At 43.6% G+C, this 23,693-nt stretch carries 18 protein-coding genes; 16 read left to right on the top strand and 2 right to left on the bottom strand.

Annotated features, from left to right (window positions below):
* The first annotated feature begins 230 nt into the window (after window positions 1-230).
* The 10 genes from BVI01S_RS14525 (at window position 231) to BVI01S_RS14480 (ending at window position 12,026) form a co-directional block, all read left to right on the top strand.
* The gene (locus BVI01S_RS14525; RefSeq protein WP_034759979.1) at window positions 231-1,121 is read left to right on the top strand and encodes a nitrilase-related carbon-nitrogen hydrolase; all 891 of its coding nucleotides are present in this window, start codon (window positions 231-233) and stop codon (window positions 1,119-1,121) included.
* Window positions 1,122-1,192: 71 nt separating this feature from the next.
* Complete coding sequence (locus BVI01S_RS14520; protein ID WP_034759976.1) at window positions 1,193-2,548, top strand: NAD(P)-dependent oxidoreductase; 1,356 nt, start codon at window positions 1,193-1,195, stop codon at window positions 2,546-2,548.
* A 24-nt stretch (window positions 2,549-2,572) separates the two neighbouring features.
* Window positions 2,573-3,859, top strand: a complete 1,287-nt coding sequence (preA, locus tag BVI01S_RS14515) for an NAD-dependent dihydropyrimidine dehydrogenase subunit PreA (RefSeq protein WP_034759973.1) — start codon at window positions 2,573-2,575, stop codon at window positions 3,857-3,859.
* Window positions 3,860-3,875: 16 nt separating this feature from the next.
* A complete protein-coding gene (gene hydA / locus BVI01S_RS14510) occupies window positions 3,876-5,303 on the top strand; it encodes a dihydropyrimidinase (RefSeq protein WP_034759970.1) in 1,428 nt (475 codons plus the stop codon).
* Window positions 5,304-5,436: 133 nt separating this feature from the next.
* Complete coding sequence (locus BVI01S_RS14505) at window positions 5,437-6,909, top strand: NCS1 family transporter (RefSeq protein WP_034759968.1); 1,473 nt, start codon at window positions 5,437-5,439, stop codon at window positions 6,907-6,909.
* Window positions 6,910-6,953: 44 nt separating this feature from the next.
* Window positions 6,954-7,163: a hypothetical protein gene (locus BVI01S_RS14500; protein ID WP_034759965.1), complete on the top strand. Its 210-nt coding sequence runs from the start codon at window positions 6,954-6,956 to the stop codon at window positions 7,161-7,163.
* A 16-nt stretch (window positions 7,164-7,179) separates the two neighbouring features.
* Window positions 7,180-7,359: a hypothetical protein gene (locus tag BVI01S_RS14495; protein ID WP_034759962.1), complete on the top strand. Its 180-nt coding sequence runs from the start codon at window positions 7,180-7,182 to the stop codon at window positions 7,357-7,359.
* A gap of 61 nt (window positions 7,360-7,420) precedes the next feature.
* Entirely contained in the window at window positions 7,421-9,022 is a 1,602-nt protein-coding gene (locus tag BVI01S_RS14490; RefSeq protein WP_061810741.1) for a PucR family transcriptional regulator, read from the top strand.
* Window positions 9,023-9,182: 160 nt separating this feature from the next.
* Entirely contained in the window at window positions 9,183-10,649 is a 1,467-nt protein-coding gene (locus BVI01S_RS14485; protein WP_061810740.1) for a CoA-acylating methylmalonate-semialdehyde dehydrogenase, read from the top strand.
* A 21-nt stretch (window positions 10,650-10,670) separates the two neighbouring features.
* Window positions 10,671-12,026 carry an aspartate aminotransferase family protein gene (locus tag BVI01S_RS14480; protein WP_034759953.1) on the top strand — a complete coding sequence of 452 codons (1,356 nt, stop codon included), beginning with the start codon at window positions 10,671-10,673 and terminating at the stop codon, window positions 12,024-12,026.
* 33 nt (window positions 12,027-12,059) lie between these two features.
* On the opposite strand, the gene BVI01S_RS14475 is transcribed toward BVI01S_RS14480, so the two are convergent.
* Window positions 12,060-12,986, bottom strand: a complete 927-nt coding sequence (locus tag BVI01S_RS14475) for a VanW family protein (RefSeq protein WP_034759950.1) — start codon at window positions 12,984-12,986, stop codon at window positions 12,060-12,062.
* 131 nt (window positions 12,987-13,117) lie between these two features.
* Between BVI01S_RS14475 and BVI01S_RS14470 the strand changes: the two genes are divergently transcribed.
* The 4 genes from BVI01S_RS14470 to mutL all read left to right on the top strand — a co-directional run bounded on the left by BVI01S_RS14470 (window position 13,118) and on the right by mutL (window position 19,333).
* Window positions 13,118-13,936, top strand: a complete 819-nt coding sequence (locus BVI01S_RS14470) for a hypothetical protein (protein ID WP_079534148.1) — start codon at window positions 13,118-13,120, stop codon at window positions 13,934-13,936.
* A gap of 132 nt (window positions 13,937-14,068) precedes the next feature.
* A complete protein-coding gene (locus BVI01S_RS14465) occupies window positions 14,069-14,671 on the top strand; it encodes a DedA family protein (protein WP_224520184.1) in 603 nt (200 codons plus the stop codon).
* 162 nt (window positions 14,672-14,833) lie between these two features.
* The gene (gene mutS, locus BVI01S_RS14460) at window positions 14,834-17,455 is read left to right on the top strand and encodes a DNA mismatch repair protein MutS (protein ID WP_034759944.1); all 2,622 of its coding nucleotides are present in this window, start codon (window positions 14,834-14,836) and stop codon (window positions 17,453-17,455) included.
* A gap of 12 nt (window positions 17,456-17,467) precedes the next feature.
* Window positions 17,468-19,333: a DNA mismatch repair endonuclease MutL gene (mutL, locus tag BVI01S_RS14455; protein WP_034759937.1), complete on the top strand. Its 1,866-nt coding sequence runs from the start codon at window positions 17,468-17,470 to the stop codon at window positions 19,331-19,333.
* Window positions 19,334-19,374: 41 nt separating this feature from the next.
* Here mutL and BVI01S_RS14450 read toward each other — a convergent pair whose 3' ends face one another.
* Window positions 19,375-19,821, bottom strand: coding sequence for a DUF4385 domain-containing protein (locus BVI01S_RS14450; RefSeq protein ID WP_034759932.1), 447 nt, complete (start codon window positions 19,819-19,821; stop codon window positions 19,375-19,377).
* 189 nt (window positions 19,822-20,010) lie between these two features.
* On the opposite strand from BVI01S_RS14450, the gene BVI01S_RS14445 reads away from it, so the two are divergent.
* Together BVI01S_RS14445 and BVI01S_RS14440 are read left to right on the top strand one after the other, a co-directional pair.
* The gene (locus tag BVI01S_RS14445; RefSeq protein WP_034759929.1) at window positions 20,011-21,048 is read left to right on the top strand and encodes a class I SAM-dependent methyltransferase; all 1,038 of its coding nucleotides are present in this window, start codon (window positions 20,011-20,013) and stop codon (window positions 21,046-21,048) included.
* A 188-nt stretch (window positions 21,049-21,236) separates the two neighbouring features.
* Complete coding sequence (locus BVI01S_RS14440) at window positions 21,237-23,606, top strand: penicillin acylase family protein (RefSeq protein WP_061810760.1); 2,370 nt, start codon at window positions 21,237-21,239, stop codon at window positions 23,604-23,606.
* The last annotated feature ends 87 nt before the right edge of the window (window positions 23,607-23,693 follow it).

The following is a 23,693-nucleotide window of genomic DNA, read 5'->3' as shown; positions in this document are numbered from 1 at the left end:
ACAAGAAGACTCATAAAAATAGGACAATACATAATGACAAATGGTGAAGGTAGTTCGTGTAACAAAATGTATAATGCAATCTATTTTAGGACGGGTTAAAATTAAGTGAAAATAATAAAAATTCAGAATTCATTTAAAGGCAGTGAATCTAGTAAGTGTTTACATATGAAACTATAACAATGAAAGCGCTTACTATTTTATAAAAATCTTAATGTAATGGGGGAATTGGAATGTCAGATTTGGTTACAATCGGACTCATTCAGGCTTCTCATGATGTGGACGGGAATGAAACAGTGGACGTCCATAAAAAGAATGCAATCAAAAAGCATGTGGAACTAGTGAGGGATGCAGCGAAAAAAGGTGCTCAAATCATATGCTTGCAGGAGATATTCTATGGGCCGTACTTTTGTTCAGAACAAAATCCTAAATGGTATGACTCAGCAGAAGAAATTCCGAATGGTCCGACTACAAAACAATTCCAGGAGTTGGCCAAAGAGCTGAGTGTGGTCATCGTCCTGCCGATCTATGAGAGGGAAGGAATAGCAACCTACTATAATACGGCAGCTGTCATCGACGCAGATGGAACATACTTGGGCAAATATCGAAAGCAGCATATCCCTCACGTGGGTGTCGGGGAGGAAGGATACGGGTTCTGGGAGAAATATTATTTCAAACCTGGAAATCTTGGATATCCGGTATTTGATACGGCTTATGCCAAGGTAGGGGTCTACATTTGTTATGACAGGCATTTCCCTGAAGGGGCACGTTTATTAGGGTTGAAGGGGGCGGAAATTGTCTTTAATCCGTCAGCGACCGTGGCGGGTCTTTCCGAATACTTATGGAAACTTGAACAACCTGCGCATGCAGTGGCAAATGGGTACTATTTGGGAGCCATCAATCGTGTCGGATATGAAGGTCCCTGGAATATGGGTGAATTCTACGGCCAGTCCTACCTCGTCGATCCGAGAGGGAGCTTTGTTTCAGTTGGAAGCAGGGATCAGGATGAAGTGATCATCGGGGAAATGAATAAAAAGTTATTAAGGGAAGTAAGGGACACGTGGCAGTTTTACCGTGACAGGAGGCCCGAAACCTATAACGATATGACGGCGTTACTTCCTTAACAAAGCTGGAACGATAAAGAGTGCTCCATCATTTTGATTCATTAATCGGAAATGAAGAGGGGGAAGTCAGTTTGTCTAACACACTTTCATTACTCAATCTCGAGAAGAATTTTCAGGAAACCCATAAGGGATTAACGGGTAGGGAGGCATTGGAGGAAGCGAATCGATGTTTGTACTGTTATGATGCACCTTGCATTCAAGCCTGCCCGACAAGCATCGATATACCATCATTCATTAAAAAGATTGCCTCAGGGAATTTAAAGGGTTCCGCTAAGACAATCATGTCTGCCAATCCCGTTGGGGCGAGCTGCTCAAGGGTCTGTCCGACAGAGGAGCTATGTGAAGGAGCATGCGTACTTAATTCTTCAACCAAACCCATTATGATCGGCGATCTTCAACGCTATGCAACAGATTGGGCACGACATAATGACACTGTGCTCTTTGAAGCGGGAGAGCCTAACGGAAAGAAAGTCGGAATCATCGGAGGGGGACCGGCAGGGCTTTCTGCAGCAAGGGAACTTGCGCGATTTGGATATGATGTAACGATTTATGAGGCTGAAAACGAAGCTGGGGGCTTAAATACTTATGGCATCGTTTCGTTCCGCCTTCCTCAGAGCATTTCTTATTGGGAAGTGGAACAGGTAAAGAAACTGAATGTAAAGATCCGTACAAGTGTAAAAGTGGGTCAGGATATTTCTGCCGAGGAAATCCTAATGAACCATGACTTTGTCATCCTGGCTGCAGGAATGTCAAGTGTACCGGACTTACGGATTGAAGGAGAAGAACTGATAGGCGTGCATGATGCCATCGAGTTTGTGAAATCCACCAAAAGCGGCAAGTTGAATCACGAGTACATCGGTAAAAAAGTAGTGGTGATCGGTGCAGGAAACACAGCCATTGATGGAGCCACATGCTCCATTCGCCTAGGCGCAGAAAATGTGAAAATATTATACCGGCGTACTCAAGAAGAAATGACAGCTTATGATTTCGAATACGAATTTGCCAAGCAGGACGGTGTGGAATTTCGTTGGTTGACGGCTTCCCAAAGAATTATCGGAAATGAAAAAGGAGAGGTTACTGGGATTGAATGTATCAAGATGGAGCTTGGTGAACAAGGGACTGATGGAAGAAGGCGCCCCATTCCGGTTAATGGCTCCGAATTCATTTTACCTGTTGACGTTGTCATTAAAGCCATAGGACAGACCCGTCATCTTACACTCATTGAACAATTCGGGTTGGACCACTCTGAAGGCGTGGTGAAGGTTGATCCCGGTACTTTTCAAACGTCGAATCCTACGATTTTTGCCTGTGGGGACATTGTATTTGGTAAAGGTATCGGGGAGGCGATGGTTGTTACGGCAGCAGAGCAAGGGAAGCAGGCAGCATACCATTTACATGAGATCTGTTCGACAGTAAAAATGAATTAAAACTGTTAAAGAGGGGGGAATTCCATGGCGAATTTAAGCATAGATTTAGCGGGGATCAAATCACCTAATCCATTTTGGTTGGCATCTGCGCCGCCAACGAACTCAGGGTATCAGGTTCAAAGGGCTTTCGAGGCTGGTTGGGGAGGTGCGGTTTGGAAAACGTTGGGTGAACCTATCATAAATGTTTCTTCCAGGTTCGCAGCCGTAAGCTTTAACGGCCAGAGGGTAGCGGGTTTCAACAATATCGAACTGATTACGGATCGTCCATTGGAAGTGAACTTAAAAGAGATATATGAAACCAAGAAGAGATTCCCGAATCACGCCATCATTGCTTCACTAATGGTAGAGCCGAAGCAGGAAAAGTGGCATGAAATCGTCAAAAAAGTGGAGGATGTAGGCGTTGATGGATTGGAACTGAATTTCGGATGTCCCCATGGGATGGCTGAACGCGGGATGGGGTCGGCCTCCGGTCAAGTACCTGAGCTTGTCGAGAAACAAACTCATTGGGCAAAGGAAGTGGCCAGGACACCGGTCATTGTTAAGCTGACACCCAATATAACAGATATCACCGTGACAGCCGAAGCAGCCGTCCGAGGCGGAGCGGATGCTGTCAGTATGATCAATACGATCAATAGTCTTGCGGGAGTGGATCTGGATTCATGGAACACCATACCTCATGTGGCCGGTAAGGGAGCTCACGGTGGCTATTGCGGGCCTGCAGTGAAGCCTATTTCATTGAACATGGTGGCAGAATGTGCCAGGAATCCGAGGATCAATGTCCCGATTTCAGGCATGGGGGGAGTGTCGAACTGGCAGGACGCCGTTGAGTTCATGCTCATGGGTGCTTCCGGGGTGCAAGTATGCACGGCAGCCATGCACCACGGTTTCAGGATTGTCGAGGATATGCTGGATGGATTGAATAATTATTTAGATGAAAAAGGAATATCAAGCGTTCAGGAGATCGTCGGAAAGTCAGTGCCTAGATTTTCCGATTGGGGTAATCTGGATTTGAATTATAGCGTAGTTGCCCAGATTAATAATGACGTATGCATCAATTGTAATAAGTGCCACATTGCATGTGAAGATACATCTCATCAGTGTATTGATATGCTGAAGGATCCTGATGGAAATAGCTATTTAAAGGTGCGGGAGGAAGATTGTGTCGGATGTAATCTATGCTCGATTGTCTGTCCGGTTGATGGTGCCATAGACATGATTGAAGTTCCGAGTGGTCAGATGCCGATGACCTGGAACCAACGTCAAGCAGTCATGAGTAACCTGTCGGGCTCTAAAGTAAATGCAGTAAAATAACCCAGGAGGTACCGTAATGGAAAAAATCATTCAAAATGGAACGATTGTCACAGCAACCGATACGTATAAAGCAGATATCCTGATACAAGACGGAAAGATTGCAGCGATTGGAAAAGGGTTTGATCCAGGGGAGGCTGAAGTGATCGATGCAAGTGGGAAATTCATTTTTCCAGGAGGAGTCGATCCCCATACACATCTGGAAATGCCATTTGGTGGCACGGTTTCAAAGGATGACTTTGAAACGGGAACAATCGCCGCTGCATTTGGTGGGACAACGACCCTCATAGATTTCTGTTTAACGAATAAAGGAGAAACTCTTCAAAGTGCCATCGATACATGGCATGCAAAATCAAAGGATAAAGCCGTTATCGATTATAGCTTCCACCTGATGATCGGGGAGATCAATCAAGAGGTACTCTCTCAGCTGCCCGATGTCATTCAGCAGGAAGGCATCACCTCGTTCAAAGTGTTTATGGCGTACAAAAATGTATTTCAGGCAGATGATGAAACCCTATTCAGAACACTGGTTGCTGCAAGGGAACTCGGGGGACTCGTCATGGTTCACGCTGAGAATGGAGATGTCATTGAGTACTTAACCGAGAAGGCATTAGATGAAGGGAAAACGGAACCGATTTATCATGCTTTGACGAGACCTCCTGAACTTGAAGGGGAAGCCACCGGCAGAGCAGCTAAATTAACGGGATTAGCCGATTCCCAATTATATGTTGTTCATGTTTCGTGCTCGGAGGCTGTGGAACAGATTTCAGCGGCGAGGAGTAAAGGGTTGAATGTATGGGGGGAGACTTGTCCACAATACCTTGTCCTTGACCAAACCTATTTAGAGCGCCCCAACTTTGAAGGGGCCAAATACGTATGGTCACCTCCACTCAGGGAAAAGTGGCATCAGGACGTTTTATGGAACGCATTGAAAAGCGGGCAGCTCCAAACATTGGGATCTGATCAATGTTCTTTTGATTTCCAGGGACAGAAGGATCTAGGAAAAGAAGATTTCACTAAAATTCCGAATGGCGGACCGATCATTGAGGACCGGGTATCCATATTATTCTCAGAAGGGGTGGAAAAAGGACGCATAAGCTTGAATCAGTTTGTAGATATCATGTCAACAAGGAGTGCCAAATTGTTTGGATTGTATCCTCAGAAAGGGACCGTTGCCGTTGGATCGGATGCAGATATCGTCATCTTTGATCCGGATGCAGAAAGAGTCATCTCTGCTGCGACCCATCATATGGCAGCAGATTATAACCCGTTTGAAGGCATGAAAATCAAAGGCGAACCGGTTTCTGTATTATCCAGGGGTGAATATGTCATCAAAGATAAAAAGTTTGTAGGAAAGCAGGGTACCGGCAAGTATATTAAGAGAGCGAAATACGGTGAACTGCTGGTAAATGAAGAGAGTGCAGCACTTCAATCCTCTAAGAGCTGAAAACCATTATAGATAAACATCCATCCTAATCCTAGAACGACTCCTCGCGGGACGGGTGCAGGGACTGCGCCCGCTCGCCTCTCTTGTTAAGAAGATTGGTAAAGCCATTCGAAGCAAACAAAGTGGGGTGTTCATGTTGAAAAGAAGTTATTTAAAGTCTCCCGATCTATTACCTATCAAAGAAAGTGAAAGGAAAGTTACAAAGCTTGGCTATTCCTTTATGTGGGTGGGGATGGTCGTCGTACTTGCAACCTTCGCAATCGGTGGGGCAGGCGTCGTGTCGTTACCATTACCCCTTGTTGTTTTAGCCACCATCATAGGATCCCTTGCCATTGGATTATTTATTACCTTAACAGGCGATATAGGGATTGAACATGGTTTATCCTTCCCTGTATACATGAGAGCACCCTTCGGAACGATCGGGACGCATATTCCATCCGTGGTTCGAGGCCTGGCTGCTTCCATGTGGTTCGGAATCAACACATACTTCGGGGCTACCGCGATGAACGGAATTCTTAATATATTATCAGGTTTTGATAACTGGTTTGTTTGCTTCATGATTTTTGCGATTCTTCAATTGGTGAATACGGCACTTGGGATTAAAGCTGTGGAACGTTTTGCGGACCTTGCCGCCCCAGTCATCATTCTCATCTCCGTATGGATGTATTCTTCATTATCAGACTCCGCAGCCTCCCAGGGAAGAGATATCTGGAGTTGGGTTGAAAGTCCGGTGACGGGGGCAGCCACATTCACTGCTTTCCTTGTTGTGATTTTTAGTAATATGGGATTTTGGGCAACACTTTCAGCAGATATTCCTTCCATTTCACGCTTCATGAAGGCTCCAAGCAATGAAAGGAATTGGTTCAAGAGAAATCGGAGTGCACTCATAGGTAATCTTATAGCCCTTCCGATTACACAAGCATTTATGGTATTAATCGGCGGTATTTCGTATATAGCCGTACTGAATTATGATCCTGTAGTTGCCCTGCAGGAGGCGGCAAGCGGATTTGTTTTAGGTGTCCTGCTCCTGATGATCGTCCTGGCACAATGGTCTACGAATATTGCGGCCAATATAGTACCTGCAGCCACCATTTTTTCAAATGTAGGGGGACCTAAATTTCCTTTTTGGGCCGGTGTGTTGACAGCCGGGGTCGTGGGGACGATAGTCCAGCCATGGAACCTTTTCGATATCATCATTCCCGTTCTGCTGTTTGTAGGGGGGATATTATCCGCCATCGTCGGAATATTGATATCAGATTACTATTTTATAAGAAAACGCCGGGTCAATGTCCCCGCATTATATGAAGACAGGGGACAATTCAGCTATATGAAAGGTATCAATCTTGCTGGCTTCATATCATGGATCCTTGGGGCAGTCGCTTCATATTTCGTTCCTAACTTCTCGTTTCTGGTTGGATTTGGTATAGGAGCCCTCTGCTATTACGTTTTGGCTAAGTATTGGTGGTTCAAGAAGTATGAGCAGGCAGAACTTTCCGATCCCAGTGATGAGAAGTATCTGGGAATGTCGGTAGGCCGTGATTGGATCATTGAGGAAGCAGAGGAAAACGTTATCGAAAAATCCCCAACAGGTACAAGTTTGTCTTGAGTGGGCTGCAGTGGTACCAAATAGGATGATGAAAGGGTGTCGAAATGTCCGATTATCAAGAGTTCTTAAGCGAAAGAGACAAGATTGATTTTCTTCTGCAAAAGGGTTTTAAAATAGAAAAGGTCACTGAAAATCTCAGTGGGGCTTTTGTTGTATTTAAACATACTGAAAATAAGAGAAGCGCCACTTTGCATGTAAAAACGGCGAATGCACGAAAGTATTTTTCAAATCTATTATTTCAAGCACAACATTGAAAGGGGGCCGAGTGGCATGAGGGATCTGCCCGCAGACATAGAGTTGACGATTGCCCCCGGAAATATGCAAACGACGGATGAATTAATACATTGGATATTATCCGTCTTGTCTTCTAATCACTTGACTGACGAACAATTAGTGAAGTGGTGGGGGGAGGAGATACAGTTTGCAATCCCCCATACCGAAGAGGAGTGAAGGATTGGTTCTACCAATCCTTTTTCTCCATTTACAACGCCAAACAAAAAGGGAGAGAAGGATGAAAAGTCATTTCTATTTTTCAGTGAAAGATATCCTGGAAAGAAAGTACTTTGAACACGCTAAGGTGATGGCTGGACACAGAGGTCTCTCCAGACAAGTAAAATGGGTACACATTGTCGAAGTCACTTCTATTAAAAATCTTCTTAACGGGAATGAATTGATTCTTTCAACTGGTCTTGCCTTGAAGGAGGAAGGGAGTTTCCTATCACTGATTCAACAGTTGGGAGCTTGTGATGCAGCGGCCCTTTGTATCGAACTTGATACGAATATCTCTACCATACCCGCAGCTGTATTGGAGTGGGCGGATGAATTTGATTTTCCCATCATTGTTTTTGAAAAAGAAGTCCCGTTTGTCAGTATCACACAGGATATACACGCCGTAATCATCAATCAGCAATATGAGATGATCAAGAAACTTGATTTCTATGCTCAAAACCTGAATAAATTGCTGCTGTCAGTCAAGCACTGCAGGGATATCCTTCAAGTATTACATAAAGAATTGAATGTACCGGTACTTTTTCAATTGAAAGAACAAGATGTTAAGGTTCATCCCTTAATGTGTTCGTCTGAAGAAGAGCTCTTCCTGCAAAACTATTATAAAAGCAAAGACAGTAAAGATCATCATGTTGCTTCAACGAAGGTCATCCTATTTGATCAGGAGTATGCAGAGCTTTGCATCTGCAGGTACAATCATCCGTTTAGTGAATATGAGCTACTGATACTTGACCGGACATCCACCGCCCTTGCTCAATATTGGATGAGGGAATTGTATTTTGATGAACAAAAACGCTTGGAAGAATCAAAATGGATCATGTCCTGGTTAAAAGGAGAGCAATCATACGAGGGACTTGCCGCTTTCATGGATGACCTAAACGTATCGATTCACGGTGGTGTCGTATGTATTTGCAAGATGAATACACTGGCTGATAAAGAAATGCTTGATTTAACCTTCTTCAATCTAGTAATAAAAAGCATATTTGAACAATATGGATTCAAAGTGGTGCCCGAAAGGTTCGATCATGATTTAGTCTTCATTCTCCTTGATACCCGGAGAACCGGAGATTGGAAGGCACGATTGATCAGTGCTTATGAAAAGATTTTAAAATCAGGATTTTTCAAAAAGTCGTCAGGTGCCATATTTGCTACAGGTAAATATCAGCTCGAGATGATGGATATTCATAGAAGCTATGAAACTGCGAAAGATACCCTTGAGTTTCAAACGAAAGTCGATGGAGGAGACCATTATTGTTTCTTTGACGACCTTCATTTATTCAGATTGATTTCAATCGTCAACGAGAATGTGAACATGTGGGAAATGATAGAAGAATTTCTTTCTCCGTTAATAAAATATGACAGGGACCACGATGGGGATTTATTGAAAACACTTAAAGTTTTCCTTGCTTGTCAGGGGTCAAAGCAAGAAACCTCCAAAAGATTATTTATTGTGAGACAAACACTTTATCATCGACTGAAGAAAATAGAAGATATGCTTGGCGAGGATTTCATGAGATCGGATAAACGTGTGACCATCGAATTTCTATTGGCGGCTCATGAATATTTGCAGCCTCAAAGTGTATTGAAGAAGACAAAGGTACATTAAAGACAGCTTTCAGGTATAGTGTCCAACGGGAATCCCTGGTTATGTTACACAATGTCTAATGAATGACCTGACGTTTTCTTTCATAATGAAACTATCGAGTATACAGAAAGTTCTGAACTTCTTTGGGGTATTTTTAAAAAATAATAAGGAGGAACTGAATATGACTGTAATAAAAAAAGAGGTAGCAGTATTGAAAAATTACATTGGGGGTAAGTGGGTGGATTCCCTCAGCTCACAAACATTGGAAGTCTTAAATCCAGCCACAAATGAAGAAATTGCGAGGGTTCCGATATCTACTAAAGAAGACGTGGCGATGGCAGTAAAAGCTGCGAAGCATGCTTCAGAAACGTGGAAGAGAACCCCGGTGCCAAAACGTGCCCGAATTCTGTATAAATATCATACATTGCTTTCAGACAATCACGATGAACTTGCCAGATTGGTGGTGCAGGAGAATGGGAAATCATTCAAAGAAGCGTATGGTGAAGTACAGCGTGGATTAGAATGTGTGGAATTCGCTTGTGGAGCACCCACCCTCATGATGGGAGAGACGCTCAGTGGGATCGCGGAAGATATTGACTCCGAAATGTTCCGCTATCCACTAGGTGTTGTAGGGGGGATTACTCCATTCAACTTCCCGATGATGGTCCCGTTATGGATGTTCCCCCTTGCCATCGCCTGTGGAAATACGTTCGTATTGAAGCCATCTGAAAGAACCCCGATCTTAGCCAATAGACTTGCTGAGCTGTTATCGGAAGCGGGAATGCCTGATGGGGTCTTAAACGTCGTACACGGTGCACACGATGTGGTGAATGGCTTACTGGAGAACAAGGACATTGCGGCCATATCATTTGTCGGAAGCCAGCCTGTTGCGAAATATGTATATCAACAAGCTGCCTCACAAGGGAAAAGGGTGCAGGCACTATCAGGGGCAAAGAACCATCATATCGTCATGCCTGATGCAGATTTCAATAAAGCGGCTGAACATATCATCAGCTCAGCATTCGGCAGTGCAGGACAGAGATGCATGGCATGCAGTGCAGTAGTGGTGGTTGGAGACAACGAAGAGTTTGTAAAGGCTCTAAATAAAAAGGCAGACGAATTATGTATAGGGGACGGGATGGATGAGGAAGTGCTGCTGACTCCGGTCATTCGAAAGGAAAATCGGGAGAAGACTCTCGGTTATATAGAAAAAGGCATACAGGAAGGAGCGTCACTCATTAGGGATGGCCGTAAAGAGATGGAAGATTTCAAGGAAGGGAACTTCTTGGGGGCCACAATCTTTGATCATGTGACTCCAGAAATGACAATTGCAAAAGAAGAAATGTTTGCACCCATCCTCAGCCTTTTAAGAGCTGAAGATCTGGACGGGGGATTGGATTACATCCGCCAGTCAAGATACGGTAATGGGGCTACGATCTACACGAAAGACGCAGGCGCCGTCCGACAGTTCAGGGAGGAAGCAGACGCAGGGATGCTGGGTATTAATGTGGGGGTTCCTGCGACAATGGCATTCTTCCCGTTTTCAGGGTGGAAAGACTCTTTCTATGGAGATATGCATGTAAATGGGAAGGATGGAGTAAATTTCTATACTAGGAAGAAAATGATCACTTCTCGATTTGATTTTTAATCAAGGTTAGGGGGAATCTTCATGGTAAAAGCAGGTCACTCTCAAGATGTATGGTTGAAGCAGGACGAGAAACTTATTTGGCACTCCATGAAACCATACAATCCCGGGGGAACGATGGTTGTGACGGAATCTCACGGATCGTGGATAACTGATCAGGATGGAGAGAAGTATCTTGATGGTATGGCAGGATTATGGTGTGTTAACGTTGGATATGGAAGACAGGAGTTAGCAGAGGCAGCTTACGAACAGCTAAAGAAAATGGCTTACTTTCCTCTTACACAAAGTCATCAGCCGGCCATTGAACTTGCAGAGAAGTTAAATCAATTACTTGGTGATGAATATGTGATTTTCTTCTCCAACAGTGGATCTGAAGCCAATGAAACGGCCTTTAAGATCGCTCGCCAATATCATCAACAAAACGGTGAGCACGGAAGATATAAAATTTTCTCCCGGTATAGAGGGTATCACGGTAATTCCATGGGGGCCCTGGCTGCTACAGGGCAGGCTCAGCGTAAATTTAAGTATGAACCATTGGCGCCTGGATTTCATCATATTGCTCCTCCTGACGCATACCGTGATGAAGTGACAGGGGGGGATCCCCACGATCTTCCAGGAGTGAAAGCGATTGACCAGGCCATGACATGGGAATTAAGTGAAACAGTCGCGGCATTGATTATGGAACCAATAATTACAGGCGGTGGAATCCTAATGCCGCAGGATGGCTATATGAAGGCAGCCAAAGAGGTGTGTGTGAAGCACGGTGCTCTCTTAATAGTAGATGAAGTGATTTGTGGTTTTGGACGGACAGGAAAGGCATTCGGCTTTATGAATTATGACGTAAAGCCAGATATCATCACAATGGCCAAGGGTATCACCAGTGCCTATCTTCCGTTATCCGCCACTGCTGTAAAACGTGAGATCTATGAAGCCTTTAAGGGATCTGAAGAATATGATTATTTCCGTCATATCAACACATTCGGAGGAAATCCTGCAGCCTGTGCGCTGGCTTTGAAGAACATTGAAATCATGGAAAATGAGAAACTCTTTGAACGGTCAAAAGACCTGGGGGAAAAAACATTGAATTCCTTGAAAAATCACCTCCAGGATCACCCCTATGTAGGGGATGTCAGAGGAAAGGGATTATTGATCGGAATTGAGATGGTGACTCATAAGGAAACCAAGAAGCCATTGGAACTGGATAAAGTTAACGCAGTCATAGGATATTGCAAACAGAATGGAGTCATCATCGGAAAAAATGGTGCGACCGTGGCAGGATTCAACAATGTCCTGACCATATCACCTCCGTTAAACATCGAAGAAGAAGATCTGGAACGACTGGTATCGACTGTGATCAAGGGGATTCAACACCTTAAATAATCAGGTTAAAGGCATCTGCAAGTGCAGATGCCTTTAATTTTGTATGGAATGATCGACTTGTTTTTCCTGGGGTAATTCCCGTGAGGCGCTTGGGACCTTTCTTTTTTTTACATTGATAAGGTCAGATGAATGTACGGTGATGATCACTTGCCCACCTGCAATTTTTGCCCGGATGAGAAGGGGCTGATTATAAGCATTTTTAAAGGTGAAATCGGGACCGTACCAGCTCACGGTAGCATCTCTGCCTTCAGGGACATATGGCACTCGTTTTGAGTGGTGATACCTTTCCAATATGGTAACGCCCGCTTGATCTACTGCATTATATAAGGTTGATGATACCTGGCAGATACCACCACCGATATCTTCTGAAAGTTCCCCCCTTACAATGACTGGGGCTTTTTTATACCCCTTTTCTTTCGTTCTTTTTCCTACCACGCCATTAAAAGAGAATACTTCCCCTGGAAATACAACCGTATTGTTGATTTTTTTGGTTGCCAGGGTAATATTTTGCGTTCGCTCTTCATTACGTTTATTAAAGAACGTAACATACTGCCCGATCTTTTGTGTTCGTATATGAGAGAGGATTTCACTGTCCACCTTTGGATATAACGTCAACAAAGGAGGTTCGATCACTCCCGATCCCTTAGATAACAAGAAACCTTCAACCAGACCACGGAACTTCCTTTCATGAAGCTTATATCCGGCTTCTTCAGGTACTATCCGGTTAAGTTCATTAATATAGGCATTTTGCGGAGGGGTGTAGACCTTATTCTGGACCTGTGAAACAACATCTTCAAAGTGTTTCTCATTCATTAATGGTTCATCCAGTAATGGTACTTCCAGGTAGTGGCGGTCAACTGAAATGGGTGTGTGATTTGGTGACTGGATATGTAGGTGATCATGACTTCCCATTACCGGAAATACTAACAGACCAATCGCAGTCAGGTTAAGCAAAAGCATATGAATCCTCCCTTTCATGGGTAGTATCCGTATAAAATAGCTATTTCATGTTCGGCTGCCATTTCCAAAAATTGAGCGAATGAACCGCCAATAAGGTGACCAAAACTAAGGAAAAAAATGAGGTTTCGTACATGCTTTTTATGATGAGATTTACAATCGTCCTGTCAATGCTCCTTGCCTTTGGAGTAAAATCGGCCGATGCCTTTCCAAGTTTTCAGGTAGAGGTACTCCCATGGGAACAAGTAAAGGAAATCATTCCAAACCACTCTTATTTTACGATTATTGATATAGATACAGGATTGTCTTTCAACGTGCAGAGAAGGGCAGGAAGTAAACACGCGGATGTTCAGCCGGTCACAGATAAAGACACGAAAATAATGAAAGCCATTTACGGGGGAAAGTGGAGTTGGGATCGTCGTGCCATTCTGGTATTGGTTCATGACCAATTCATCTCTGCCTCCATGAATGGAATGCCTCATGGTGCCGGAGCACTCCAAAATAATTTTCCAGGCCATTTCTGTGTCCATTTCTACGGAAGTACGACGCATAAGACACCAAATCCTGACTTAGCCCATAAAGTCATGATATTGAAAGCTGGTGGGGAACTGGACAGTTTCCTGTACCGCATGGATCCATATGAATTAATCAGTGTACTTGAGATTGCCATTAATCAGCACGATGAAGGACTTCTTTCAAAAATAATGACCGGAAACAAACGTTCAATTAAAAAGGTACTTGCTTCGGTGGAACATTTCCTGATTACCCAAAGATCCATACTTCCCGTGGAGGACTTGCCTGCTCTAGTGGCGATGAAAGTACCATTCAAGGTGAAATGGATAAGCTCCAATCATTCACAGGGGGAAAAGGATGCTGTTTTTTATTTGCACAGGGATTCATTGGAGGATCAATGGAAAATAGATGGACCAACATTTACTGATGAAATCCATTAATGGACGAATCAGCTAACATTAATTCCCTCCAGTGGGTGAAATCTTATCCTTTATATGAGTTTTCATTAGGTGAAAGAGGGAAAAGAGTATATAAATGAATCGTGGAGGGAAAGACCGATGGTGGACTTTGTCATGAAATTAATCAAGGAATTGGGAATGTGGGGGTTATTCGCTGGAAATGCCATTGAAGCGTCCTCATTGCCTTTTCCAGGCGCCCTTGTGACGCTGACTTATGGATACGTCTTGGATCCATCCCCGATGAAGCTATTAATATTAGCGCTCACCAGCAGTGCCATCTATACCATTTTTAGTTTCATCCCTTATGGTATCGGATTTAAACTGAAGGATAAGATCAAGGAAAAAACCAGTTCGAAGAAAATTGAAAAGGGGCAGAAGTGGTTTCGGAAATGTGGTTTGTGGAGTATTGCGATTACGAGACCCCTCGGCATCGGTAATTATGTCTCCTATGTTGCAGGTATCAGTAAAGTGAATAAGTGGAAATTTGGAGGATTAACCTTTATAGGTATATTCCCGATCACCCTCACGATGTTAATAGTCGGGAAAAATGGTAACTTGAAGTCCGTTCAATCCTTGATGAGTCATATTCAGACCTATCTTCTCATCGGAGGGGCTGTGCTCCTGATTGGGTACCTGCTATATAAGTTCGTGTATAAACCAAAATCAAAGTCCGCTTGTTTACAAGATGAAGCAACTATCGCCAAGCAAGCTGAATAAATAAAGGAAAGTTCGCTCCTGAAAATGGGAAGCGGATTTTTTTTGATTACAGGACATTACATCATGTGCTTCCTCAATCTACTACATGCTCCAACCCTGATCTGTATGATATAATGAATAGTCGAGAATAGCAGATTTACTTGGAAAGGTTTGAATGAAACCATGACACAATACACTCCAATGATAAAACAATACTTACAAGTAAAGGCAGAATACCAGGATGCCTTTTTATTTTTTCGTTTAGGCGATTTTTATGAGATGTTCTTTGATGATGCCGTCAAAGCATCCCAGGAACTTGAAATAACCTTAACAAGCCGTGATGGGGGTGGAAAGGAACGAATCCCCATGTGTGGTGTACCCTATCATTCTGCTCCTAATTACATAGAGCAGCTCATCGATAAAGGATTTAAAGTAGCGATATGCGAACAGACCGAAGATCCTAAGCAAGCCAAGGGGGTAGTGAGAAGGGAAGTTGTCCAGCTCATTACACCAGGTACGGTGATGGATGGGAAAGGTCTGAATGACAAAGAAAATAACTATATTGCTTCCGTCACCGCTTTTGATGATGATACGTATGGACTTGCTTATAGTGACCTTACAACAGGTGAAACCAAGGTGACGGTCGTTTCAGAAGGCCTCCAGGCGTTGATGAATGAATTAGCCACCATTGGGGCTAAAGAAGTGGTCATCCATCCTGATCTTTCTGATGAAATTCAGGGCAGGATCAAAGAGAGAACCGATGTTACCTTATCCTTTGAGCAGGAATCGAATCCAGGACATGCTTTCACCCATCTGGTGGAACCACTGAAGCAAGGGAAACTCATCCAAGCCTCTTCACTCCTGTTCCATTATTTATTCCGAACACAGAAAAGGAGTTTGGATCACCTGCAAATCGTGGAAACGTATCAGCTTCACCAATTTATGAAAATGGATTATTATTCGAAGCGGAACCTGGAGCTGACAGAAACCATCCGTTCCAAAGGGAAGAAAGGGTCACTTCTTTGGCTGTTGGATGAAACGATGACCGCGATGGGTGCCCGACTTTTGAAGCAATGGATCGATCGACCCCTCATAAACAAACAGGAAATCGAAAGGCGTCAGACAGTGGTGGAGGTGTTAATGGAACGCTTCTTTGAAAGGCAGGATCTGAGAGAACGACTGAAAGAAGTGTATGATCTCGAGAGGCTGGCTGGCCGCGTCGCCTTCGGAAATGTAAATGGACGTGATTTGATCCAGTTGAAAAAATCCCTGCAACAGATCCCCGTCTTAAAGCAATTGATCCAATCGCTGGAAAATGATGCAACCGATGAGCTTGTCGCAAGGCTCGACCCTTGTGAAGAGTTGACGGATCTTCTCGAAAAGGCATTGATCGAAAATCCTCCCTTGTCTATAAAAGAAGGAAGTTTGATTCAGGATGGATATCATGAGGAACTGGATCAATATCGTGATGCTAGTAAAAATGGTAAATCGTGGATTGCGAAGCTTGAACGCGATGAAAGGGAAAGGACAGGAATAAGGTCACTTAAAGTAGGATTCAATCGGGTATTTGGTTACTATATCGAAGTAACGAGAGCGAATCTGCAGCACTTGGAAGAAGGACGTTATGAACGGAAACAGACTTTAACCAATGCGGAGCGGTTCATCACCCCGGAATTGAAAGAGAAAGAATCCCTCATCCTCCAGGCTGATGAAAAGAGTGTGGATTTAGAATATGAATTATTCATTGGAATACGAGAAAGGGTAAAGGAATTTATCCCGCGCCTGCAAAAACTGGCGAAACTTGTCAGTGAACTGGACGTTCTACAGTGCTTTGCTACAGTCAGCGAGAAACGTCATTACACCCGCCCTGTTTTCAATGACGAAAGAAGGATCATGCTGAAGGATGGACGGCATCCCGTGGTGGAAAAGGTGATGGGTGCCCAGGAGTACGTTCCGAATGACTGTTATATGGACGAGGAAAGAGAAGTCTTTCTCATCACTGGACCCAATATGTCGGGTAAAAGCACCTATATGAGACAGGTGGCCCTAACGAGCATCCTTGCGCAAATCGGGTGTTATGTGCCTGCAAGTGAGGCAAATCTTCCTGTATTCGATCAGGTATTCACCCGCATTGGAGCTGCGGATGATTTGATCTCCGGTCAGAGTACATTCATGGTAGAAATGCTTGAGGCCAAGAATGCCATCATTCACGCAACTCAACAAAGTCTGATTCTGTTCGATGAAATTGGACGGGGCACATCCACTTATGACGGGATGGCATTGGCACAGGCAATCATTGAGTACATCCATGAACATATCGGGGCAAAAACCTTATTCTCCACTCACTACCATGAATTAACGGTTCTTGAGGAAGAGTTGGCAAAAGTGAAAAATGTTCATGTAAGTGCGATGGAGCAAAATGGAAAACTTGTTTTTCTTCATAAAATCAAAGAGGGTGCGGCGGACAAAAGTTATGGAATACATGTTGCAGAACTCGCTGAACTGCCACAGGCCCTCATTCAGAGAGCGAATGAAATTCTTCTTGAGCTTGAACGGAAGGAAGAGCCTTCATCTTCTAATGAAGTAGCGGCTTCAAGGGAATCGTTTGTAGAAAAGCGGGAAACAAGTGAAGAAGATTTGGCCCAGCTATCCTTTTTTGGAGCTGAAAAATCGGAAAAGAAGGAAAAGCTGAATTCCAAAGAAAAGAAATGTATAGAGGAATTAAAAAAATTGGATATCCTTGAAATGACGCCATTGGATGCTATGAATACATTATACGGAATCCAAAAGAAATTAAAGCAATAAGGAGGTGGAACTGTGGTGAAAATATTTCAGCTTGATGATTCCCTTTCTAATAAAATTGCAGCAGGGGAAGTGGTGGAACGACCGGCTTCTGTGGTGAAAGAACTCCTTGAAAATAGCATCGATGCAGGTGGGACCGTCATCGAAATCCATATCGAGGAAGCAGGTTTACAATCCATACGCATCATCGATAATGGCGACGGAATTGAGAAGGAAGATGTCCAAACAGCCTTTAAGCGGCATGCAACGAGTAAGATCAAAGACGAAAATGATCTGTTCCGTATCCGAACGTTGGGATTCAGGGGAGAAGCACTTCCGAGTATTGCTTCTGTTTCTTATTTCACATTAAAAACCAGTACGGGTGAAGGTCCCGGTACGAGTATTGAACTCCAAGGTGGAGAAGTCCAATCGATTGAAAGCACGTCGTCCAGAAAAGGAACGGACATCACAGTTTCACAACTGTTCTTCAATACCCCTGCTCGGTTAAAATACATGAAAACCATCCATACGGAGCTTGGCAATATAACGGATGTAGTAAATCGGATTGCCCTTGCCCATCCTTTTGTCTCGATCAAGCTTCTCCATAACGGCAAATCCCTTTTGCACACGAATGGAAATGGGGATGTCCGGCAGGTCCTTGCCGCGATTTACGGTGTCGGGATAGCGAAGAAGATGGTACCGATCGAAGTGGAGTCCCTTGATTTTAAAGTAAAAGGCTTCATATCCCTTCCTGAGGTCACCAGGGCATCAAGGAATTATATTTCGACGATGATCAACGGGAGATTCATCAAGAACTATGCACTGGCGAAAGCGATCGGGGAAGGATATCACACACTTCTCCCCATCGGACGACATCCCATCGTGCTCCTTAGTATCGAGATGGACCCGATCCTGGTGGATGTGAATGTGCATCCATCGAAAATGGAGGTCCGCATCAGTAAGGAAGCAGAGCTCAATGCGTTGGTGACGGAAGGAATCAAGAGGGTGTTCAAAGGAAAGGAACTGATTCCGTCAGGAGCCCTCTCACCTAAACTGGCTCAACCGAAGTCGGAGCAGACATACTTGAATCTCGATCACGCCGCTAAGCGACAAGAAAGTAGATATGGTAAGAGTGACTCCGTCCGGGAGCCGTCGCTGCCTAAAGAAGAGATGGTGAAGCTGTATGAGCCGCAGCGACCTCTCATTGAGGCGGAAGACAGCATCGTATCAAATGAGGAACCTCTTCAACGGTACCCTGTCGAGGAAGAAGAATCCCGGGAACAATCTATACAAGTAATCGACGAGGAAAAGGAAACACCCAGGGTTCCCACTCTTTATCTTGTCGGGCAAATGCATGGTACGTATATATTCGCCCAAAATGAACGTGGTCTTTATATCATTGATCAGCATGCGGCTCAGGAACGGATAAAGTATGAATTTTATAAAGAGAAGGTGGGGCAGGTCGCGAAAGAGCTTCAGGAACTCCTTGTTCCCCTTACACTTGAATTCTCCACGGATGAGTATATTAAGATCAATGAATCACGTTCACTCCTTGAAGAAGTAGGGGTTTTCCTTGAGGCCTTCGGATACAACAGTTTTATCGTACGTGCCCATCCACAGTGGTTTCCTAAAGGGGAAGAGCAGGAAACCATCGAAGACATGATTGAGCAGATCATCAAGATGAACAAGGTCGATATTAAAAAGCTCAGGGAAGAAGCAGCCATCATGATGAGTTGCAAGGGGTCCATCAAAGCAAATCATCATTTGAGGAATGAGGATATGCAGGCGCTGCTGGATGAATTAAGAAGAACCAGCGATCCATTCACCTGTCCTCACGGTCGACCGATTATCATTCATTATTCCACCTATGAAATGGAAAAAATGTTTAAACGGATTATGTAATGGAATGAATGGGGATGAGCCTTTACAAGGTTCATCCCCATTCAACCATATTTGTTTTGATGTTCCTTTTTTCTTGTCAGATAGTCTTCATCCTCTCTCGCCAATTTCCATTTCTCTTCAAATATGGCGGCTGATTCAGCTTTCTGTTCATCTATCTTTCGATCATTGATATCCCCATCGTTATCGTATTTTTTTCCCCCAGGATAATTGGCGTACCTTCTCGCCCTCGTATAGCCCATCTGAAGGAATTTCCTTGCCATATCCATTCCCACAAAATCATTCTCCTCCTTATATTGAAGAAACATGCGATAAATGGTACTTGAGGATTCTTCTGCAATATCCGGTGTTTTAAAACGCCATTCTGGAAGGATTTCGCTTTTATAGGGCTCTACAAGTAAAACGCCTTGTTCCCCGCGGCCTACACGGTATTTTTCAGGGTGTTTACGAAAATCTATGGAATCAAAATCCATGTCATAATCAAAACTCAAGACCCTCACCTCCTAACTATCTTCTACCCATAATCCTAATACGGATAAACGAAGAGGAGTTTCTGTGAAAAGTTACAATAATAATATTATGGTAACCAGATTAAAATTCATGCTAATAGAGGATTTTCAAGTCTTTTCTTTAATGTATATAGAAAGGATGTAAGCGCTCTTTTTTGAGGGGGAAGAAATATGATTGAAGTTGAAACGTCTTTAAACAATGAATCTGTTCAGGAAGAAACATATTTGACGGCATCTTATCGAGTGGATAAAAGGCAGTTTTCTGAAAAGGAATATAATAAATTTGTAAAGTTGAAGGGGGTCAAGGATTGGTCCACATTAACTTGGAAGGACGTTGGTCGTCCTTATGAGGTGACGTCCTTTGCTAAAGAAAAAAAGGATTGGGAAAAAGAAAAAGGAAAATCACTACCCGTCCATACGTCTTGGGAAATGTTTAATCGCTCTTTCCATGAATGGTTTGTGAAAGATGTGCCTGCAGAAACGAAGGAAAGTAGAAGTCGCATCGTCAGGAATGCTTTGAAACTAAATATAAAAGAATCCACGGAAGCATTAGGGGATCACCTCAGGCTGCATCTCTGGAATTATGTGCACAGAATACAGGATGGTGTTTGGGATCCCAGGGGGAAGAGAGCCTTATTCAGCGGACTGGATGTGGTTAAGCCGAAAATATTATTTTTAGGGGCAGCTGAAGGGTATGAAGCCATGCAGCTTTCTGCCCTCTATCCCGGCAGTGAAATCGTGATGGTCGATTATGATTCGTTTTGTCGTGATATTCGGTATCGGGAATTTCCGGAAACGTACCCCTTCCTCGGGCCAAATCCCTCCACAGGCGGATTGAAAACGTATTATAAAGGTGACTTTAAGACAACATACATCGTCTCGGATATCAGGGATTTATCGTTCGGAAGGGAGTTTGACATCGTTTTGAGTGTCGGGCTATTAGAACATTTTCCCGATGATTATAAGTCAGAAGTGATAGAGTGGCATCGGAAATTTTTGAAGCCAAATGGATACATGGTCTTGACTACACCAAGGGCTCAGCTTAAATCCAAAGTCTATTACGAAGTGATGGCGGATGTTATGAACCACACATACAGGGAATTGATGACCATTGAACAGATGGGTCTGTATTTATATGAAAATGGGGCGGATATTTTACAGCACGGGTACATTAAAGTTCATAATGGAATCATTGCTAAAATAAGGTAAGAAATCATAAGCATTCAATTGATCCCCATTCAATCGAATGCTTTTTTATTTTAGCTGTTGATTCGTCCATTATGAAAATTCTCCTTTTTGAGAGCAGGATTTTTCTCCTGAAGGGCTAATATTAAAGATATAATTATTTTTCAGAAAATTCTATATATAAACTGGGGGATATTAGAATGGATGGAGGCATTGAGCTTCAGCATCAGAAAAAGAATAAACGTCTGAAAATAACGCTGTGGACCGCAGGGAGTATATTGTTTATCCTCCTCGGACTCTTGATCTTTGCAAATTATTATATTGACAGGTCTCTTCCCGTTACAACCGGAACCCTTACACTGAAGGGATTATCAAAGGAAGTGACAATCATAAGAGACGAAGATGGCGTGCCTCATATTCAGGCTCAAAATGAAAAAGATCTTTATATGGCACAAGGATATGTTCAAGCGCAGGATCGTTTGTTCCAAATGGATCTAAGCAGGCGCCAGGCATCGGGAAGATTGAGTGAAGTTGTTGGGGAGAAGGCGGTGGATAGGGACAAGTTCTTCCGTACATTTGGTTTAAGGAGGGCAGCGGAGGTATCTTTTACCGCCTATCCGGATGAAGCAAAGCAGCTTCTGGAATGGTATGCCGAGGGAGTCAATGCATATATGGAAGAGGCCCAGGATGGGGGAAGGCTCCCTATTGAATTCACTCTATTAGGCTACAAACCTGAGAAATGGACACCGATTGATTCTTTGACCATAGGGAAATACATGGCTTTCGACTTGGGGGGGCATTGGCAGGGCCAGGCCTTCAGGTATTGGGCGTTGGATAATCTGTCGAAGGAGAAGGCTTATGACCTTTTTCCGACTTATCCGAAAGATGCGCCTACCATTCTCTCAGATATAGGAGAGCCACAGATTGATTTCAAGCAATCATTCGCTGCAGCAGTCATACCGCCGGAATTTAACGGAAGCAATAACTGGGTTGTCAGCGGAGATAAGACCAAAAGCGGAAAGCCATTACTGGCAGATGATCCACATCTATCATTGGGGACACCTTCCATATGGTATCAAATGCAGCTCGAATCACCTGAAGTCAATGTAAGTGGAGTGATCTTTGCCGGAATTCCGGGGATTATCCTGGGTCACAATGAACAGATTGCATGGGGAGTCACCAACACGGGTCCCGATGTACAGGACTTGTATATTGAAAAGCGTAGCGAGAAAGATCCAGATCTGTTTTTGTATGACGGGAAATGGGAAAAGGCAACCATCGTACAAGAACCGATCAAGGTAAAGGATGGTGAGACCATACCTTATAAAGTCACCATAACGAGGCATGGGCCGGTGATTTCAGAGTTTGCTCATCAAGATGAGGCAAAAGAAGTAATGGCCATGAGATGGACCGCATTGGATCCCAGTCTTGAGCTCTCCGCCATCATCAATATCAATAAGGCGAAGAACTGGGATGAATTCGAAGAAGCCTTGGAGGACTTTCATGTTCCTACCCAGAATTTCGTATTTGCTTCTAAAGATGGCACGATAGCATACAAGGCAAATGGAAAGATTCCTATCAGGAAGAAAGGGGATGGGCTATTGCCTGTTCCGGGATGGGATCCTGATTATGATTGGCAGGGATTCATACCCTTTGACGAACTTCCGAAGGTGATCAATCCCCAATCAGGATTTGTGGCTACTGCGAATAATAAAGTAGTAGATGATGATTATCCTTACCATATCAGTCATCACTGGGCACAACCGTATCGATATATGAGAATCTCAGAATACTTAAAAGGAAAAAGTGAGCTTACGATTTCTGATATGAAAGCATTGCAAATGGATCAGAAGAATTTACACGCACGTGAGTTTGTACCTATCCTTACGGAGGATTTGGAGACCGGGTCATTGACCGATGAGCAAAAAAAAGCCATAGAGATCCTAATCTCATGGAACTATGTTGATGATAAGAACTTAGCCGCCCCTCTGATTTTTCATCAGTGGATGAATGAAATATCGACGGGACTTTTTGAAAAGGATGTACCGGATGATATGATGAAGCTCTTTGAGGGGCGTCAAAGTGTTGTCGATGAGCTTATTCGAAAAGCACATAAAGGGGAGGAGTCCGAGTGGTTTGCAGAGCAAGAAGGATACGAGACATTTTTGGCGAAATCCCTTGCGAGTGCACTGAGCGAGCTTGAGGAAGCATATGGATCATCCATGGATGAATGGGAGTGGGGGATGTATCATAGAGTATATTTTGAGCATCCATTATCAAGTGCTTCGCCCATCTTAAAAAAGTTCTTGAATGCCAGAGAGCCTGTACCTGTGGGAGGAAGCAGGGTAACAGTGGAGGCTGCCAGTTATAATGAGGAAGGTATCGTGAATCACGGAGCTTCATGGAGATTCGCGATCGATACTTCCGATATGGAGAACGGCTATCATATTGTCGGCCCGGGACAGGCTGGTCATTACAAGAGTGAATGGTATCAAGATCAAATTGACGCCTGGGTAAATGGAGATTATCATAAAACCTCACTTTCAGGCTCGAAAGGAGATCAATTGATACTAAAACCATAATTAGTTTATATGAAGCTAAGACATAATTAAATCCATTTCTTTAATAATGAACAATCTAATAAATAATTAGGATTGCGTGTTACACCG

It is taken from the genome of Rossellomorea vietnamensis NBRC 101237, from assembly GCF_001591825.1.
In the GTDB taxonomy this organism is placed as follows: Bacteria; Bacillota; Bacilli; order Bacillales; family Bacillaceae_B; genus Rossellomorea; species Rossellomorea vietnamensis.
This window is presented reverse-complemented; position numbering and strand designations above follow the sequence as displayed.

Coding starts and splice junctions, on each gene's coding strand:
- hydA (WP_034759970.1), top strand. CDS start 3,876: ATGGAAAAAATCATTCAAAATGGAACGATTGTCACAGCAACCGATACG.
- BVI01S_RS14495 (WP_034759962.1), top strand. CDS start 7,180: ATGAGGGATCTGCCCGCAGACATAGAGTTGACGATTGCCCCCGGAAAT.
- BVI01S_RS14445 (WP_034759929.1), top strand. CDS start 20,011: ATGATTGAAGTTGAAACGTCTTTAAACAATGAATCTGTTCAGGAAGAA.
- BVI01S_RS14480 (WP_034759953.1), top strand. CDS start 10,671: ATGGTAAAAGCAGGTCACTCTCAAGATGTATGGTTGAAGCAGGACGAG.
- BVI01S_RS14470 (WP_079534148.1), top strand. CDS start 13,118: ATGCTTTTTATGATGAGATTTACAATCGTCCTGTCAATGCTCCTTGCC.
- BVI01S_RS14500 (WP_034759965.1), top strand. CDS start 6,954: ATGTCCGATTATCAAGAGTTCTTAAGCGAAAGAGACAAGATTGATTTT.
- BVI01S_RS14475 (WP_034759950.1), bottom strand. CDS start 12,986: ATGCTTTTGCTTAACCTGACTGCGATTGGTCTGTTAGTATTTCCGGTA.
- BVI01S_RS14505 (WP_034759968.1), top strand. CDS start 5,437: ATGTTGAAAAGAAGTTATTTAAAGTCTCCCGATCTATTACCTATCAAA.
- BVI01S_RS14465 (WP_224520184.1), top strand. CDS start 14,069: ATGAAATTAATCAAGGAATTGGGAATGTGGGGGTTATTCGCTGGAAAT.
- BVI01S_RS14525 (WP_034759979.1), top strand. CDS start 231: ATGTCAGATTTGGTTACAATCGGACTCATTCAGGCTTCTCATGATGTG.
- preA (WP_034759973.1), top strand. CDS start 2,573: ATGGCGAATTTAAGCATAGATTTAGCGGGGATCAAATCACCTAATCCA.
- BVI01S_RS14485 (WP_061810740.1), top strand. CDS start 9,183: ATGACTGTAATAAAAAAAGAGGTAGCAGTATTGAAAAATTACATTGGG.
- BVI01S_RS14490 (WP_061810741.1), top strand. CDS start 7,421: ATGAAAAGTCATTTCTATTTTTCAGTGAAAGATATCCTGGAAAGAAAG.
- mutS (WP_034759944.1), top strand. CDS start 14,834: ATGACACAATACACTCCAATGATAAAACAATACTTACAAGTAAAGGCA.